Genomic DNA, 17,054 nt, shown 5'->3' on the forward strand with positions numbered 1-17,054 from the left:
TGGGGCAGATCACCCCGTCAGCCTAGAGAGCCAGATCAGGCCGCCTTGGGCGGCGCGAACTTGGTCAGGTCGATACCGGCCACGGCGCTCTTATATTCGTCCATATTCGGCGTGCGGCCAAGAATGGTCGACAGCACCACGAGTGGGGTCGAGGCGAGGAGCGATTCCCCCTTCTTCTCAGCCGTGTCTTCCACCACGCGTCCCTGGAACAGGCGGGTCGAGGTGGCGAGGACGGTGTCGCCCTTCGCGGCCTTTTCCTGATTGCCCATGCACAGGTTGCAGCCCGGACGCTCCAGATAGAGGGTGTTCTCATATTCGGTGCGGGCGGTGTTCTTGGGGTGGCTGTCGTCGAATTCGAAGCCGGCATATTTCTTGAGCACGTCCCAGTCGCCTTCGGCCTTCAACTCGTCGACGATATTATAGGTCGGCGGGGCGACGACCAGCGGCGCCTTGAACTCGACCTTGCCTTCGGTGGCTTCGATATTCTTCAACATCTGGGCCAGGATCTTCATGTCGCCCTTGTGAACCATGCACGACCCGATGAAGCCCAGATCGACCTTCTTGGTGCCGCCATAGTAGGAAACCGGGCGGATGGTGTCGTGAGTGTAGCGCTTCGACACGTCGGCATTGTTGACGTCCGGGTCGGCGATCATCGGTTCGTCGATCTGGTCGAGGTCGACGACGACTTCGGCATAATATTTGGCGTTGGCGTCGGGCGACAAAGCGGGCTTCTCGCCCGAGCGGATCTCGGCGATGCGCTTGTCGGCCAGGGCGATCAGGCCCTTCAGCGTACCGGCGGCATTTTCCATGCCCTTGTCGATCATGATCTGGATGCGCGACTTGGCGATTTCCAGCGACTCGATCAGCGTTTCGTCTTCGGAAATGCAGATCGACGCCTTCGCCTTCATCTCGGCGGTCCAGTCGGTGAAGGTAAAGGCCTGATCGGCCAGCAGCGTGCCGATATGGACTTCGATGATACGGCCCTGGAAGACATTCTCGCCACCGAACTGGTGGAGCATCTGCGCCTGGGTCGCGTGGACGACGTCGCGGAAGTCCATATAGGGCGCCATCTGCCCCTTGAAGGTGACCTTGACCGACTGCGGGATCGGCATGGTGGCTTCACCGGTGGCCAGCGCCAGCGCGACGGTGCCCGAGTCCGCACCGAAGGCAACGCCCTTCGACATGCGAGTGTGGCTGTCGCCGCCGATGATGATTGCCCAATCGTCCACGGTGATGTCGTTCAGCACCTTGTGGATCACGTCCGTCATCGCATGATAGACGCCCTTGGGGTCGCGCGCGGTGATCAGGCCGAAATTGTTCATGAAGGACATCAGCTTGGGGATGTTGGCCTGGGCCTTCTTGTCCCACACCGATGCCGTGTGGCAGCCCGACTGATAGGCGCCGTCGACCAGCGGCGAAATGACCGTGGCGGCCATCGCTTCCAGTTCCTGCGAGGTCATCAGACCGGTCGTGTCCTGAGATCCGACGATGTTGACGATCACGCGCACGTCGGAACCGGCATGCAGCACCTTGCCCGGCGTCACGCCCACAGCATTGCGGTTGAAGATCTTCTCCACGGCGGTCAGGCCCTGACCCTCTACCGTAATTTCCTTGTTCGGCGCGAACACCATAGGTGCTTCGATGCCCAGCGTCTCGGCAGCAAAGGTCTGAAGCTTCTTGCCAAAGACGATGGCATAGCTGCTGCCCGCCTTCATGAATTCCATCTTCTGCGGCGTGAAGGCAGAAGCGACGTCGACCAGTTCGTTACCGGCTTCATCGGTCAGCTTCATATTCTTGACGTCGATCTTCAGGACCGTGCCGGTTTCGACAGAGAATTTCTCCTCCAGAACCGGATTGCCGTCATTGTTGAGGATCGCCTTGCCATCCGGGCCGGTCATCTTGGCCCAGTTTTTCAGGTTGATGCCGATACCGCCGGTCACGTCCACGGTGGTCGCGAAGATCGGCGAAATGCCGTTGGTGCCCGCAACGACCGGCGCATAGTTGACGAAGGGAACATAGGGGCTGGACTGCTTGCCGGTCCACAGCGCCACATTGTTGACGCCCGACATGCGCGACGAACCGACGCCCATCGTGCCCTTTTCGGCGATCAGCATCACCCGCTTGTCGGGATGCTGCGCCTTCAGCGCGACGATTTCCTGCTGCGCTTCCGGCGTCATCATGCACAGGCCGTGCAGTTCGCGGTCAGAGCGCGAGTGCGCCTGATTGCCCGGCGACAGGAGATCGGTCGAAATATCGCCTTCGCCAGCGATATAGGTGACGACCTTGATCTCGTCCTCGATCTCTGGGAGCTTGGTGAAGAATTCCGCCTTAGCGTAGCTTTCCAGCACATCCTTCGCCACCGCATTGCCCGCCGCGAACGCATCGCGCAGGCGGAACATGTCGGCGTCGTAGAGGAAGACCTGAGTCTTGAGCACGTCGCCCGCCTGCTTGGCGATCGCGGCGTCATCACCCAGTGCAAGGTCGAGCAGCACCTTGATTGAAGGTCCACCCTTCATGTGCGACAGCAGTTCCAGCGCGAAAGTCGGCGTGATTTCCGCGACGGTCACATTCCCCAGCACGATCTGCTTCAGGAAGTCAGCCTTCACGCCCGCCGCACTCGTGGTGCCGGGCAACGTATTATAGATGAAGAATTTCAGCGCGTCGGCGCGATATTCGCTGCCTGCGTCCTGTATTAGCGCAATAATCTCACTGACGAGCGCGCCATCATCGATGGGCTTGGGCGCTAACCCCTGCGTTTCTCTGCTCTTGATTTCGGCCAAATAGTCGGAGTAAACGCTCATCTTGATCCCAACGTCATGAAGTGCACGGAGCTGAACGCAGCGCCACCGGCCGGCATGACGACCGAACCGCGGTCTGCTGGCTCCCGGTACGCCAACAACAGCTGACTCGCAAGGCACCAAGTTGGGTCAGATCGGGCTTTCTTTTGCCGACAAACACGCGCCGTGCCGGGACAAGATAATCATGGTCCATCGTCACTCCCGTTTCATAGCCGAACAATGTCGCTCCTTCCGATTCGCGCGGCCAGGTCATGATAATGTCCGCGCCAGCCTCCGGCCTGCCTCAGCGCCTCGGCCAGATATCTGGCCCCTCCCTCCGGCACGCACCAGCTAGGAACAACGGCCCATTTTCAGTTCCCCAAAGTCGGAATCGCGTAGCGTGCAGGCCATCCACAGATCGTCTAACTCTAACTGCACATTTTCTCACATCACCAATGGGACATCAGAGTTAAATCGGGATTTGGCCCCGACACGTCATTCAACGCCTATGATTTGATGTCCATCGCTCATTCCAAACGACCCAGAGCCTTATGCCCACCCGTTCGGAGTCATAGAAATTTGTATGTCGGTCAGACGTAGACGCAACTGCAAAATGGAAGGTCCATCTTTACAGATCGCCCTCCGCATAACTCCTGACCAGTTGATACAGGAAGCGGCGGCCATCCATGATCACGCTCACCCGATAGCGTTCGTTCAGCCCGTGGACGCCATTGCCGTCCGGCTCGCGGAACATGCCCGACACGCCGATGGTAGGGATGCCGGCCGCGTTCAACGTGCGCCCGTCGGTGCCGGCCGTGGTCATGAACGGCACGACCGGCGTTCCGCCCAACTGATCCTTCGACGCCTTCTCGATCGGTCCCATGATCTGCGGCGTGATCTTCGGGAAAACCGGCGATGGCCCCTGCTCCGGCTTGATCAGCGTCAGTTCCGGATCGGCGATCGCCTTCAGCAGCATGGCGTTGGCATTGTCGATCGTATCGCCCGGCAACAAACGGCAGTTGATGGTCAGCCGCACGCTCTGCGGCAGGGCATTGGCGGCATGGCCGCCCTCGATCATCGTGGGGACACAGGTGGTGCGCAGCATGCCGTGCCATAGCGGCGACTGGCTGACGATCCGGTCCGCATCCGCATCCTTGGGGTTGGCGACCAGCCGCGCCATCGCCGCGCCCGTCTCGCCCCCGACGATCGGCGCCATGCGGGTGAAGAAGCCCTTGCTGGATTCGTTGAACGTCACCGGAAATTCCAGCTTGCTCAGCCGGTCCATCGCCCGCCCCATGCTGTAAAGCGCATTGTCCGGCCGGGGGCGCGAGGAATGGCCGCCCGGATTGGTCGCCTCCAGTATGAAATTGCCGCCGCCCTTTTCCGCCACCAGCACCGACACGACGACCCGCTTGCCATCTTGCGTCATCTCGCCATTGCCGCCTTCGTTCAGGCCCAGCTTCGCGTCTATCAGGTCGCGATGATTGTCGACCAGCCATTTCGCGCCATTGACCCGGCCGCCGCCTTCCTCGCCACAGGTCAGCGCCATCTTCACCGTATGTTTGGGCTTCAGCCCTTCCTTGTTGAAGCGCAGCAGCGTGTCGATCCAGGCCGCGGCCTGCGACTTCATGTCGGCGACGCCGCGCCCGTACAGAACGCCATTTTCCTCGATCAGGGTGAAGGGGTCGCGCTTCCAGTCGGCCCGCTTGGCGTTCACCGTATCGATATGGCCCAGCAACAGCAGCGCATCGGGCTGGCGCCCTGGCAGGATCGCGACCAGATTGCCCGCCTTGGTGTCATCGGGCGGCACCAGCAACTGGATATTCTCCGCCGGGAAACCCGCTCCCTTCATCCGCGCCGCGACCTTTTCGACAAGGGTCGTGCAATTGCCGGTCGCGCCGGTGCTGTCGGTTTCGACCAGTTCCTTCAATATCGCGCGATACTGCACCTCGCCCGGATCGGCTGTCGCGGCGAAGGCACCAGCAGGTGTCAGCAGGGCAAGGGCGAAGGCGATCTTGGCATAAGGCATCAGCGGCTCTCCCCGGAGCGGATCATGGGAACAACATGCTTCACTGCCGGATCATAGCGCCGCGCAGGTGAAGCTCGCGGCGGCCTTATATCCCCGTCCTGATAGCGCGGCAGCAACGACCAGACGCCCGGATCGCTCCTTGCCCGCCCGGCTCATTTAAGCGTTTCGGGCGGCGACGGCTTGGCCAGCGGTACGGGGACATGGCGGGGCATATAGACCTGCCCGTCCTTGATCACGATATTGCCGTTGCGCACCACCATCTCGACCTTGGCCAGATCGTCCAGATTCTGGTCCGGATTGCCCGCCACGACGATGACATCGGCCAGCTTGCCCGGCTCCAGCGTGCCCAGCTTGTCCCCCATATCCATGATCTGCGCATTGACGCGGGTTGCCGCCATCAGCGCCTTGGCCGGGGAATAGCCCGCCTTTTGGAGGAATTTGAGGTCGGCGATGTAGATGTTGGGCGTGTTGTAGAAGGAACCGCCGATATTGTCGGTGCCGACACCAATGGTGATCCCGGCGGCGATCATCTTCTTGAGGATATCATAATTGGCCTGCGCCGCCATGGAGAAACGGCGCGACGCCGTGCCCGCATAGACGCCACGGGAATCGAACAGCCCCTGATAGACCTGCATGGTGGGGATGGAGGCCGTACCCTTCTGCGCCATCAGTTTGATCGTCTCGTCGGTGCGCGGCAGCGGATGCTCGATGGAGTCCACCCCGGCATCGACCGCCATCTGGGTGTAGATGGTCTCGCAGTCGCAGGTGACTTTCAGGCCCAGCCGATGCGCCTCCGCCACGCCTGCCTTCACCTCGTCCGGGGCGAAATGGCTAGCAATCTTGATATGGCTGGCGCCCATCTTGTAGGTTTCGCGTACTGCCTTCACCCAGTCATCCGCACCATTGGCTTCGCGCGTATAGGCGGCGCTGTGGATCGGGGTCAGCGGCCGGTCGGCGGCATGGCCGCCCGTGCCGGTGATGATATGCCCGGCGGCAAAGACGCGTGGCCCCGGCGCCATATCCTTTTCCAACCATTCGCTAATGATATAGGGCGCGTTCAGCGGCCCGCTCATGTCACGGACCGACGTGATCCCATTTTCCAGCAGCATTTGCAGGCTGCGCAACGCGCGCAGCGTGGCATGGCCTTCACTGTCGGTCATGTCCGCCGGGGTTTCAGGCGTCGGATAGGTCGAATGGACATGCATGTCGATCAGGCCGGGCATCACCGTCTTGCCGGTGACGTCGACGATCTTCGCATCGGCCGGCCAGGCGGTCGAACCGGCTGCCAGCACCGCCACGATCTTGTTCTGCTGGATCACGACCGATCCGGGATAGGCCGCGCTCTTGACGGAATCGAAGATGCGCCCGCCGGTCAGCACCAATGTCCCGTCGAAACCCTGCTTGCGGGGAATGGCCGGGGTGCGCTGCGGATTGTCGGCCGTCACCTGATCGGGATATTGCACCTTGCGCCGGTCGTTGAAATCCTGCGCCAGCGCGGTGCCGCCCAGCAGCAGCGCCAGCGGCAGGATGCGCTTTGCCCCCTGCAAGGCGCGGCGCGCTTCATTCCGCGCGAAATCCTGAATGCTGTCCCTCTTCACCTGACGCCCCCCGGTCTGAACCTGTCTGCCCCTAAAGACGCAGGCCGGATGGATAGCCTCCCGATAAAATAGGCCTCCGGCGGCATTTGCGTCGAAAAGCCGATCGCGCGGATACCGGAAAAGTCGGTTTCGTCCGTTGTGGAGGAAAGGAACCGTGCGGGGTGAGGCAGGTCGATCTTGGCAGAGCGGGGAAGGACTTTCAGACAGTCGTTCGCGCATGTCGGGATCATCGGCCCGGCATCGCTTGGCCTGCTCGCTTTATCCTGCCCGGCAAAGGCCGGTTCGGTTGGACCGACCAGCATTGCCGTGCCGCAGCAGCGGCTGGAAAAGGCGATCCAGCAACTGGCCGTGCAGACACGTCGGCAGGTCATTTTCGCCCCCTCCCCCCTGACCCGGAAACTGTCCGCGCCGATCAACGGCTATCTGACATTCGAAGACGCGCTGCGTCGTCTGCTCAAGGGCACAGGTCTGACATTCCGGCAAAGCGTCAACGGCGTCATCTCGATCGAACCGGAGCGAGAGGAAGCGCCTCCCCCCGCAACGCCTGCCGAACCGATCGCCGCGCCGCCCAATCCGCAGGCGCTGGTCGTCATCGGCACGCATATCTTCGAACCCGTGACCTTTGCCGGCGACATCCAGTTGCGCCCCGCCAGCTTTTCGCTCGACGCCCTGCTGGATGATGGCGCCGGCCCCAACGCCCAGCCGGGCAGTTCGGGGCAGCAGGGTATCGTCGTGCGCGGCATCGGAATGGCGGGGGAAGCCACGACCGCCGTCTATTTCGGTGACGTCGCCATCACCGGCCCGTCCGGCACCGGGAGCGATGCCGCACGCACCACCATGGACCTGGCGCTGGTCGACATCTACAGCGTCAGCACGGTGCGCACGGCGCGCAACACCGAACATGGCGTCGGCGCGCTGGCCGGCGAAGTGGAGGTGGAGCCGGAACCCGCCAAACTCGGCAAATGGGAAGGCAAGTCGACACTCGGCTTTTCGCTGCTGGAGGGCGGCGATCCGGGCTATCAGGTCGCGGGAACGGTCAACGCGCCGGTCGGTGAAAATGCCGCTGTCCGGCTGACCGGCTATGCCAACCGACAGGGCGGCTTCGTCGACAATATCCGCACCGGCGACGATAATGTGAACGGCGATGCGATGCAGGGCGTCCGCCTGATCACCCGCTATGCCCCCCATGCCGATCTCGACATATCGGCGCTGCTCACATGGCAGCATCGGCGCATATCGGACAGCGGCGCCTGGAGCCGCGCGCTGCGGCGCTATAATATGGACCGGCAATTCCTGGCCCCGACGACCCATGACTTTCTGCTGGGACGGCTGAAGGCGGCGTACCAGATGGACGCGATCCGCCTCACCAGCATTTCGGCCTATTATCGCTGGAAGCTCGACCGGAAATTCGACCGCACCAATCCCACTTTGCTTCAGGCGTCGGACCCGGCCGCCTGCCAGCGCTATTTCGCCCTCGGCACCAATGCCATGTGCGACACGGAACAGGTCGACGCCTTCACCGACCATGTGGAGAGCCTGACCCCCGCCCTGCTCCACATTCCCATCACCCTGCGCCGCATGTCGCAGGAAGTCCGTCTGGAAAACCGTCCCGGCGCCCCGATCGACTGGACCGCAGGGCTGATGCTGGACCACCGGTCGGAACATTTCAGCAGCGGCCTCTCCGTCTATACTGATGATGACGCGCCGACCGACTATTTCGGCCTGCGCGAGATGGCGATCAGCCGGACACAGGCCGCCATTTTCGGCGACGTCGCCTATCATGGTGAAGGCGGCTGGCTGGCGTCGCTCGGCCTGCGTTATGACTGGCATCGCGTATCGTCCCGCAACGATGTGCTCGTCCCGAACATCATCAGCGGGTCGATCGATTCCTGGCCGTTGACGGTCAAGCGATCGCAGGGCCTCTATGCGCGGGCGCATCTGGACCTGCCGGTCGACGATCATGTGACGCTGCACTGGCAGGCGACCCGCAGCTTCCGTCCGGCGGGGGTGAACACGGCCTCGGTCCTCGTCCCCAACCAGCGAACCTTCGAAGCGGATAGCCTGCTGGGCGCGGAATTCGGCCTGAAGGCGCGATGGAACCCGGCCCTGTCCTTCACGCTGATGGGCTATCTGAACCTGTGGCAGGATATGCAATATCGCGCCTTGTCGGAAAACCGCTCCCACGCCTATATCGTCAATGTCGGCAATGCCGCGATCGCCGGCACGGAAATGGAAATGACGGTCACGCCGTCCGACCGCACCACCATCCGCCTGTCGAGCAGCATCATCCTGAGCCAGATCGAACGGATAGCGCCGGGTGCCGCCGCCGTGGGCGTCGTGGAGAAGGGCGATCCGATCCCCTTCGCCTCCACCTTTCGCGCCAGCCTCAGCCTGATGCAGCGCTGGCCCCTGGAGGACGGACGGGCCATCAGCGCCAAAGCCCATTGGCAATATCAGTCCGGATTCCACTCCACCTTCAGCCGGAACGACCCGGATTATCTGGCGACGAAGGGCTTCCTGCTGCTTAATACGGACGCCGCCTATAACTGGCGCAATGCGTCCATTTCGGTGTCCGTCAAAAATCTTTTCAATGTTCGTGCAGATTTACGCGCTTTGAATAATGGATTCGGGGCGGGTCAAACGTTCAGCTACAGGCCACGGGAATTTTCGTTGGTCTGGACAAGACGATGGTAACATCGCCGGATCGCGATACCGACAGGCCAATAGGGGGACGTGGAGAGGAACGGAGCTATTTGACAGGGGAATAGGCATCCGATGGACCAGTATCGCGGTACGCAATTAAGTCTCGCTCCGTCCCATCCGCTGCATCAGCGGGACCTGATCCCGTTCATCCCTGCCCTGCGCAGCTATTTCGTCCGGAAAACCGGCAATCTGAACATCGTGGACGATCTGGTGCAGGACGTGATGCTGCGCATCCTGGCGCGGCGATCGACCGACCAGATCGATAATCCCGAAGCCTATCTGTTCCGCACCGCCGCCAATGTGCTGCGCGACAAGGCCCGCCGCGACAGCGTTCGCAAGGTCGAGATGCAAAAAAATCTGACCGAAAGCGATCATCCTGTTGAGGAATGTTCGCCAGACCGCGTCATAGTTGCAAGAGAAGAGATATTGCGGGTCGCGGCGGCGTTGCAGGAACTGCCCGAACGAACACGGGACATATTCCTGATGAAGCGGTTCGAAGGTTTGTCCCATGCGGAAATCGCGGCAAGGGTCGGCCTTTCGGTCAGTGGTATTGAAAAGCAGATCGCAAAAGCGGTAGCGCATCTCGCCCGGCGAATGTCGAAGTGAAAGGTTAAGGCGCAACCATGGCTGATCGGTTTGATGTTGCCGCTGCATATCTGGCGCGCATGCTTTCGCGTCGGGATTCTCCGGCCATGCAGTCCGAAATGGACAAATGGGAAGAGGCCGCGCCGGAAAATCGCAAAGCGATGGAAGATGTGTTCGCCGCCTGGGATGTCGCCGGATCGACCCAGGACAGCCCCGAAATTCAGCAGATGCTGGCCGACATGCGTGAACGCACCCAGCCGAAGCGCGAAAGCTGGCTGCGTTCCGGCACCGGGAAATGGGCCATCGCCGCCGGGCTGGTCGCCATGGTGTCCGCCTCTGCCATCGTCTGGTTCGGCAAGAGCGGTTCGACGCCCGGCGCCAGTGAGCAGGCGCAGATCGCGGCCGCCGCGAACGATCCCCAGATTCTGACCAGCGGCAAGGAACGACGCACCATCCGCCTGCCGGATGGATCGCGCATCACGCTGGATCGCGACAGCAGCATCAGGTTGGCCTATTCCGACAATCAGCGCGGCGTCACACTGCGAAATGGCCGCGCCCATTTCGCAGTGCACAAGGATGCGAGCCGCCCCTTCATCGTCTCGGCCGGCCGGCTGACCGCCACGGCCGTCGGCACCGCCTTCGACGTCAGCCTCTCGCCCAAGGGCGAAGGCGTGATGATATCGGAAGGCACCGTCCGCGTCGTCACCCAGTTGTCCGCAGAGCATGGCGGCCATACGACCCTGCTCAATGCGGGCATGAAGCTGGTGCAATATGCCGGTTCGGTCGAACTGATCCCGGTCGACATCATGCAGGAATCCGCCTGGACCGACGGCAAGATCATCTTTTCATCGCATTGCCTGACCGACGTCGCGCGTCAGATGAACCCCTATGCCGGCGATGCCCTGCTGGTCGACAGGGACGCCGCGCGCATCGCAATCAGCGGCGTGTTCGACCTGAATAATGCGGAAGGGCTGGCCCATGCGCTGGAGCAACAGGGGCTGGCAACCGTGCGCCATCAAAGTGGCAAGATCATCATCTCCCGCCTTCCGGCAGCCGGTTCAACCGACTGCCGGAGCATGAGTTGAAGTCGCACCCTATCAGGGTTTCGCCGACGGCCCGTAGAGCAGCGCGTTGAACAGGAATTTGAATGTGCCATAGGCCTGCGCGCGGTGCGCCACTTCGGGCGCCATGACGAACAGCTTCCCCTTGCCGACATCGATGTCCGCAACGGCGATCGTCCCCGCCAGCTTCTCCTGCCCCACGGCCCAGCCACTGCGCAGCAGATCGCGCCCGTCGAACCAGGATATGCTCTTATAGCCCGCACCACCGGCAACCGGGGTGAAGCTCTGCGCCTGATTGAAGAAGACATCGACCTGATCGGGCAGGCCAAAGGCCAGCGGCTGACGATTGTCGACGCGCGCGCGCAGAATCGCGCCGGGGATATAGAAATTCTTGATATCCAGCGCCTTGGCCGCGCCATCCACTTCCCGCGTCAGGGCGGGCTTGAGCGGTGTGGAAAACAGGTCGACGAAACGGGCGGAACTGCCGATCGCGACGACGCTGCCGCCATTGCGGGCGAAGGCAGCGATGGCCGGCACCGTCTTGGCATCCGTCACCTTGCCCAGCATCGCGCGATATTGAGCGGGCGTGTCGTTCAGGTCCGGCTGGCGGCTCGGCCGGTCGGAGCCCCATGCCCCCTCGGGCGGGAGCGCATCGTCGGCGAACAGCAGGACATCATAATCCTTTTCCAGATTGCCCGCGTCCAGCCGCTGCGGGAAAACCTGTTCGAACGGGAATTCGAACCGTTCCAGCAGCCAGCGCGTCCATCCCGCCGTGATCAGCCCGCCATAGCGATCGACCAGCCCGATCCGCACGGGTTTGAGCGCGATCATCTCGCCCTGCGGCTTTGCGGCCACCGCCTGGGCGACGATCCCCAGTTCGCTCGTTGCCTTCGCAACGATGCTCTTCGCCTGCGCTGACGCCGGTATCCAGATCGCGCCGGGCTGCATCGCCTTGCCATTCACGCTCGTCGCCTGCCGGACCCAGGCCGGACGGACACCGGCCTTGAGCAGGCGATTGGTCAGGATGAAGCCGTTATTGCTGGCATGGCTGACGATCCAGCCGGCATCGCCCTGCCCCTCGATCCGGCCGGGCGGCGGCGCCAAAGGCTCTGACAGGATGTCAAAGCCTTCGGGCATCGGGGCCAGGATGCGGTCGAACGCGACCCCCATCTGATAGGCCAGCGTATAGCCGGTAATGTCATAGGGCGCCTTGGGCGGACCACCGGGATAATCGGTGTCGTGCGGATGATCCTGCGGCTCGAACATATCCAATATATGCGGGCGATAGGCCTGCGCCGTGCGCACGATATAGGAACCGGCGGCATAGCTTTTGCCCCCAGCCGTGAAGGGTGCGTCGGCCCGCTCGACATCGACGCCATTCTTGATCAGCGCGTTGAGGAAGGTGACGGCGGTCGGCAGATCGGGCTGATCGGCAGGAATGACATAGGCGCGCGGATCGCGTTCCGCGGGCGGCTGCATCAGCGTGCCATACAGCTTGGGATCGATCTTCTTCGGTCCGCTGGCCATGGGACGATTATATTCGTCCTTGCCCTCCACCTTCAACGGCGCGGCATTGACCAGCCGGTCGACCTTGGCAGGCGTCACGGTCCAGCTATCGCGGCTGCCCTTCTCTATGCTGTTCATGCCCATCCGCCAGATGTTGAACAGCAACCGCTCCCGATTGCGGGAGGCATAGTCGATCACGGCGCGATTGAGCGTCCATTGATAATCGAGCGAATCCTGCAAATGCCAGTCGCGCGGCGCGATCGGCATCATCTCGTCCCCGCGCGGCAATTGCGTGCCGGGCACCAGCGGGATCTTCGCGGGCGTGGGACCGCCGATAATCTCGGTCAGCAGGCCGATGCTGTTGTGGAAATAGGCGACCGACCGTTCCATGCCATTATGCCAGGTGGAATAGCGCGCCGCGCTGCGCGTGCCCGATCCCGCCTTGCCCTCGGCAATCAGGCGGGAATGCATGGAAAAGCCCACCTCGTTGAGCTGCGACATGACGATCGGATCATAGTTGAAGTTGAACGGATCGCGGAAGGGCGGGACGAACACCACCATGCCTTCCGGCCCGGTCTGATGCTGGTTGTAGATGATCTGCGGATACCATGTGCGGAACAACTGCCGGTTGACATTTTCCGTCTCCGGCATCGCCATCATATAGCTGTCGCGGTTATTATCATGGCCGATATATTTCTGGTACAGCACCGGCAGCGTCGCAAATTCCCGCGCCTTGGGATCGGCATGGCGCATGTACCAGTTGGCGACCAGTTCCATCCCGTCCGGATTATCCTGCGCGAACAGGATGATGCAATCGTCCAGCATCCGCATCGTTTCCGGGTCGGACTGGGTCAGCATCCGGTGGAGCACCTGAATCTGCCCCTGCGCGGTCACCGTCTCGGTCGCGTGCATGCCCGCGTCGATCCAGACGATCGCCTTGCCCTGCGCCGACAGGCGCTGCGCCTCCTTCTCGTCCACGCCCTTGGCGCGCGCCAGCTTCTGCGCAATGTCGCGATAGTGATCCAGTTTCGCCAGATTGGCGGGGGACGAGACGATCGCCATCCATTGCGTCCGCCCTTCTGCCGTCTTGCCCATGTCGACCAGCTTCATCCGGTCGCTCTCACCGGCCAGCTTCTTCAGATAGGCTTCATATTCGCTATAATTGGCCAGATAATAATCCGTGCCCGGCTTCTGCTTGAAAAAGGCCTCCGGCGCGGTCTGCGCGGTCAGGGAAACGGATTGCGCCAGCATGCCGGCGGTCAGCAACAGCCAATGGGGTTTCATCATGGCTCCATGGAATCAGATATTTAGGATGGTGGGTGTAGTCCGGTCCGGGCAATCCGTCAGTAGAAGCGGATATTATCCACCTGCATCCACAGATGCTTGCCCGCCGGGCGGCTGCCGCCGATTTCCACCTGGATGATGCCATCGGGCTTGAACGCCGGCGCCGCCTGTCCGCGCGTGACGACTGGCGTGAACTGGCTGAAGGGCAGGTCCACGCTGCCCCAGGCGGGCGTGCCGGTCACGGTCGTTTCCCAGCTTCCGTTCAGTCCGTTGATCCGCACGATATAGGCCCCATCGCCCTTCACCTCAAAACGCACGCCCTGATAGCCGTCCAGCCTGACTGGCGTGACCGACCCGCGCGTCAGCGGCACGACGAAGCCGGCATAGGCATTATCCTTGGTCGACATGCGGGCCGACAGCGCCAGCGCCTTGCCCCCGCCGTCGCGCGGCACGATCTGCGTGATCTCCACCGTCCGGTCGAGACCGCCGTCGGGCGATTCCAGCCGCAGCGTATCGAGCGAGGAGCGCTGGTCAGCCCGTTCGAAATCATCCAGCAGCGCCGGCACGGTGACGGACGCCAGCCGGGTCGCCTGATTGGCGGCGGGCAGCGGCGGCGCACCGGCCCCGCTGACCAGACGGCCGTCCATCATAACCTGCGATATCTTGTAGACGTCCATGATGTTCGCCCAGGGCGCACCGTCGATGATCGCGATGTCCGCCCGCTTGCCCACGGCAATAGTCCCGCGATCGGCATCAATACGCAGCACCTTCGCGCTGTTCTTCGTGCCGGACTCCAGCGCCTGCGCCGGGGTCAGTCCGGCCTTCACCAGCAACTCCATCTCGCGCAGCGTCGATCGGCCATGCGGCGTGCCGGGCATCCCGGCATCGGTGCCGACCGCGATGATCACACCTGCATCATGCAGCGCTTTCACATTGCCCAGAGCATAACCGAAATTGATCAGCGATCTTTTGTAGCGCGGATCGTCGGTCGTCACCGGTCCCTGACGGGGCTTTTCCGGATCATAGACGGCCAGCGTCGGCGCCATCGCCATGCCGGTCGCCTTGATCGCGGCCACTTCCTGCGCCGTGATCGCGCGATCCTGCATACCATGGGCCAGCGAATCCACCTCGCCCCGCGCCGCGACCAGACCACGCTCGACCGTGACCGTATGGGTCAGGACGGGCCAGCCATTCTTGTGCGCCGTCTGCGACAAGGCCCGCAGCGTCCATTCGTCCATGCTGGTATTGTCGGGCGAACTGCCATAGCGCCAGCCGTCGGTGAAGGCCTTGATCAGGTCCGGCTGATAGGCTTCCAGCGTCTTGATCGCCGCCTTCGCGCCTTCGGGCGTGTTGATGGGGATGGTCGTGTTCCGATCGCCCCAGTCCGCGCCATGGCCGCCCGGCGTGCTGACCCGCGCGGCGAAGGCGACATGTGGCGTCGCCAGCGTCTTCAGCCAGGCGCGGCGTGGGGCGTAGGATTCGGGCTGCTCATGAAAGTCCGTGACCGTGGTGATGCCCGACTGGACATAGGCGGTGGCGATCTGCGGGATGGTGGCGGGCGATCCGCCCGGCGTCCAGTGCGTATGCACATCGATGAAGCCCGGCAGAACCGCCTTCCCCTTCGCATCGATGATCTTCGCGCCGCGCGGCACGGTCACGTCGCTGCCCACGGCAATGATCCGGTCGCCTTCGATCAGCACGGTCGCGGGCTTTGCCGCCGTGCCCGTCCCGTCGAACACCATGCCGCCGACGATCGCGGTGACGCCCTTGCCGGTTTGCGCCGGGACGGACGCCGCCGTCAGAACCAGACCCGCAATCACCGGTGCCATCAGAAGATATGTGCGCAAGATATGCCCCTTATTGCCTGCCGCCCGCCAGCCCAAGGCCCGGACGAATAGTCTCTCTGCCCCCTAAGACGCAGCGCACGCGCCTATCCTCCCAAATCAGCGCCAAACATTGCGACGGCTTATTCTGTGGGGGTTTGTCGCCCGGCCGCGTCTATATTTCGGACCAGTAACGAGGGGACATATATCCATGGGGAAAATAGCACTGACACTCGCCCTGACGACGGCGCTTTCGATGGGCGGCATGGCGGTACCGATCGCCCATGCCGCGCCAGCCGATGGCGAACCGGCCTTCCGCGCGCTCTACAAGGAGATGGTGGAAACCGACAGCAGCTTCGACACCGGTGACTGTACCGCCGTGACCAACAAGGTGGCGGAACGGATGAAGGCGGCGGGCTTCCCGGCGGAAAATCTCCACCTCTTCGTGCCCGAAGGCCATCCCAAGGCGGGGGCGCTGGTCGCCGTCTATCCGGGCCGCGATCCCAAGGCCAAGGCGATCCTGATGCTGGGCCATATCGACGTGGTGAACGCCCGCCGCGCCGACTGGACCCGCGATCCCTTCACCATGATCGAGGAAGACGGCTATTTCTACGGTCGCGGCACCTCCGACATGAAGGCGCAAAGCGCGATCTGGGCGGATAATATGATCCGTTTCAACCAGGAGAAGTACAAGCCGCTGCGCACCATCAAGATGGCGCTGACCTGCGGCGAGGAAGGCCTGTATCTGAACGGCGCCAAATGGCTGACGGACAATCAGCGAGACCTGATCGACGCCGAATTCGCTCTGAATGAAGGCGGCGCAGGCGAACTGGACGCCAGCGGCAAGCCGGTGGCGCAGACCCTTCAGGCCGCGCAGAAGGTGGTGATGAACTTCGCGGTGGAGGCAACCAACCCCGGTGGTCACTCGTCCGTCCCGCGCCCCGACAATGCGATCTACAGCCTGGCCCGCGCGCTCGATCGGTTGGGTCAATTTGATTTCCCGGTCCAGTTCATCGACGCCAACAAGGGCTATTTCACCCGCATGGCCAAGGTGGTGGGCGGCGAAACCGGCGCCGCGATGACCGCCATCGTCGCCAATCCCAATGACGCGGCCGCCAATGCGATCCTGAACAAGTCGCCCATGTATCATTCGATGCTGCGCACCACCTGTGTCGCAACGATGCTGTCGGCCGGTCACGCCGCCAACGCCCTGCCGCAGCGCGCCACCGCCACGGTCAATTGCCGCGTGATGCCCGGTGTATCGACGGACGAAGTGTTGGCGACGCTGACCAAGGTGGTCAACGATCCCGAAGTCAAGGTCACATCGCAGCGCGCCTATCGCCCGTCCAATCCGGCCCCCGTCACGCCGAAGATTTTGGGTACTGCCGAGGAGGTGTCGGCATCGATCTGGCCGGGCGTTCCGGTCGTGCCGCACATGGCGACCGGCGCGACCGACGCGGTTTCGCTGAATGCGGCGGGCATTCCGACCTATGGCATTTCCGGCCTGTTCCGCGACACCGACGGCAATGGCGTTCATGGCCTGAACGAACGCATCCGGGTCAAATCGGTGATGGACGGACGGGTGTTCCTCTATCAACTGGTGAAGGCCTACGCCGACCAGAAGAATTGATGAAAAAGGGGCCGGTCATCCCAGCGGATGACCGGCCCTTCCTCGCCCTCCCTGACCT

The 17,054-nt window shown here is 62.6% G+C and carries 9 protein-coding genes; 4 read left to right on the forward strand and 5 right to left on the reverse strand.

The window, feature by feature from the left end:
- Positions 1-35: 35 nt before the first annotated feature.
- The 3 genes from BMX92_RS05120 to BMX92_RS05130 all read right to left on the reverse strand — a co-directional run bounded on the left by BMX92_RS05120 (position 36) and on the right by BMX92_RS05130 (position 6,404).
- Positions 36-2,801, reverse strand: coding sequence for a bifunctional aconitate hydratase 2/2-methylisocitrate dehydratase (locus BMX92_RS05120; protein WP_093012952.1), 2,766 nt, complete (start codon positions 2,799-2,801; stop codon positions 36-38).
- A gap of 604 nt (positions 2,802-3,405) precedes the next feature.
- Positions 3,406-4,806: a M20/M25/M40 family metallo-hydrolase gene (locus BMX92_RS05125; protein ID WP_093012956.1), complete on the reverse strand. Its 1,401-nt coding sequence runs from the start codon at positions 4,804-4,806 to the stop codon at positions 3,406-3,408.
- A 152-nt stretch (positions 4,807-4,958) separates the two neighbouring features.
- Positions 4,959-6,404, reverse strand: coding sequence for an amidohydrolase family protein (locus BMX92_RS05130; protein WP_256213283.1), 1,446 nt, complete (start codon positions 6,402-6,404; stop codon positions 4,959-4,961).
- Between the two features lie 177 nt (positions 6,405-6,581).
- Between BMX92_RS05130 and BMX92_RS05135 the strand changes: the two genes are divergently transcribed.
- The 3 genes from BMX92_RS05135 to BMX92_RS05145 all read left to right on the forward strand — a co-directional run bounded on the left by BMX92_RS05135 (position 6,582) and on the right by BMX92_RS05145 (position 10,777).
- On the forward strand, positions 6,582-9,098 hold the full coding sequence (locus BMX92_RS05135) for a TonB-dependent receptor domain-containing protein (protein WP_256213284.1): 2,517 nt from the start codon (positions 6,582-6,584) through the stop codon (positions 9,096-9,098).
- An 81-nt stretch (positions 9,099-9,179) separates the two neighbouring features.
- Positions 9,180-9,713, forward strand: a complete 534-nt coding sequence (locus BMX92_RS05140; protein WP_093012959.1) for an RNA polymerase sigma factor — start codon at positions 9,180-9,182, stop codon at positions 9,711-9,713.
- 17 nt (positions 9,714-9,730) lie between these two features.
- A complete protein-coding gene (locus tag BMX92_RS05145) occupies positions 9,731-10,777 on the forward strand; it encodes a FecR family protein (protein ID WP_093012962.1) in 1,047 nt (348 codons plus the stop codon).
- 12 nt (positions 10,778-10,789) lie between these two features.
- On the opposite strand, the gene BMX92_RS05150 is transcribed toward BMX92_RS05145, so the two are convergent.
- Positions 10,790-13,543, reverse strand: coding sequence for a M14 family metallopeptidase (locus tag BMX92_RS05150; RefSeq protein WP_093013906.1), 2,754 nt, complete (start codon positions 13,541-13,543; stop codon positions 10,790-10,792).
- A gap of 59 nt (positions 13,544-13,602) precedes the next feature.
- Entirely contained in the window at positions 13,603-15,390 is a 1,788-nt protein-coding gene (locus tag BMX92_RS05155; protein ID WP_256213286.1) for a CIA30 family protein, read from the reverse strand.
- Between the two features lie 187 nt (positions 15,391-15,577).
- Between BMX92_RS05155 and BMX92_RS05160 the strand changes: the two genes are divergently transcribed.
- Positions 15,578-16,996 (forward strand): M20/M25/M40 family metallo-hydrolase, encoded by a 1,419-nt coding sequence (locus BMX92_RS05160; RefSeq protein ID WP_093012965.1) that lies wholly within the window; start codon positions 15,578-15,580, stop codon positions 16,994-16,996.
- Positions 16,997-17,054: the final 58 nt, after the last annotated feature.

The organism is Sphingobium sp. YR768 (genome assembly GCF_900111125.1).
In the GTDB taxonomy this organism is placed as follows: Bacteria; Pseudomonadota; Alphaproteobacteria; order Sphingomonadales; family Sphingomonadaceae; genus Sphingobium.

Excerpts from the sequence above, each read along its gene's own strand:
- BMX92_RS05125 (WP_093012956.1), bottom strand. The coding sequence starts at position 4,806 with ATGCCTTATGCCAAGATCGCCTTCGCCCTTGCCCTGCTGACACCTGCT.
- BMX92_RS05120 (WP_093012952.1), bottom strand. The coding sequence starts at position 2,801 with ATGAGCGTTTACTCCGACTATTTGGCCGAAATCAAGAGCAGAGAAACG.
- BMX92_RS05145 (WP_093012962.1), top strand. The coding sequence starts at position 9,731 with ATGGCTGATCGGTTTGATGTTGCCGCTGCATATCTGGCGCGCATGCTT.
- BMX92_RS05150 (WP_093013906.1), bottom strand. The coding sequence starts at position 13,543 with ATGAAACCCCATTGGCTGTTGCTGACCGCCGGCATGCTGGCGCAATCC.
- BMX92_RS05160 (WP_093012965.1), top strand. The coding sequence starts at position 15,578 with ATGGGGAAAATAGCACTGACACTCGCCCTGACGACGGCGCTTTCGATG.
- BMX92_RS05140 (WP_093012959.1), top strand. The coding sequence starts at position 9,180 with ATGGACCAGTATCGCGGTACGCAATTAAGTCTCGCTCCGTCCCATCCG.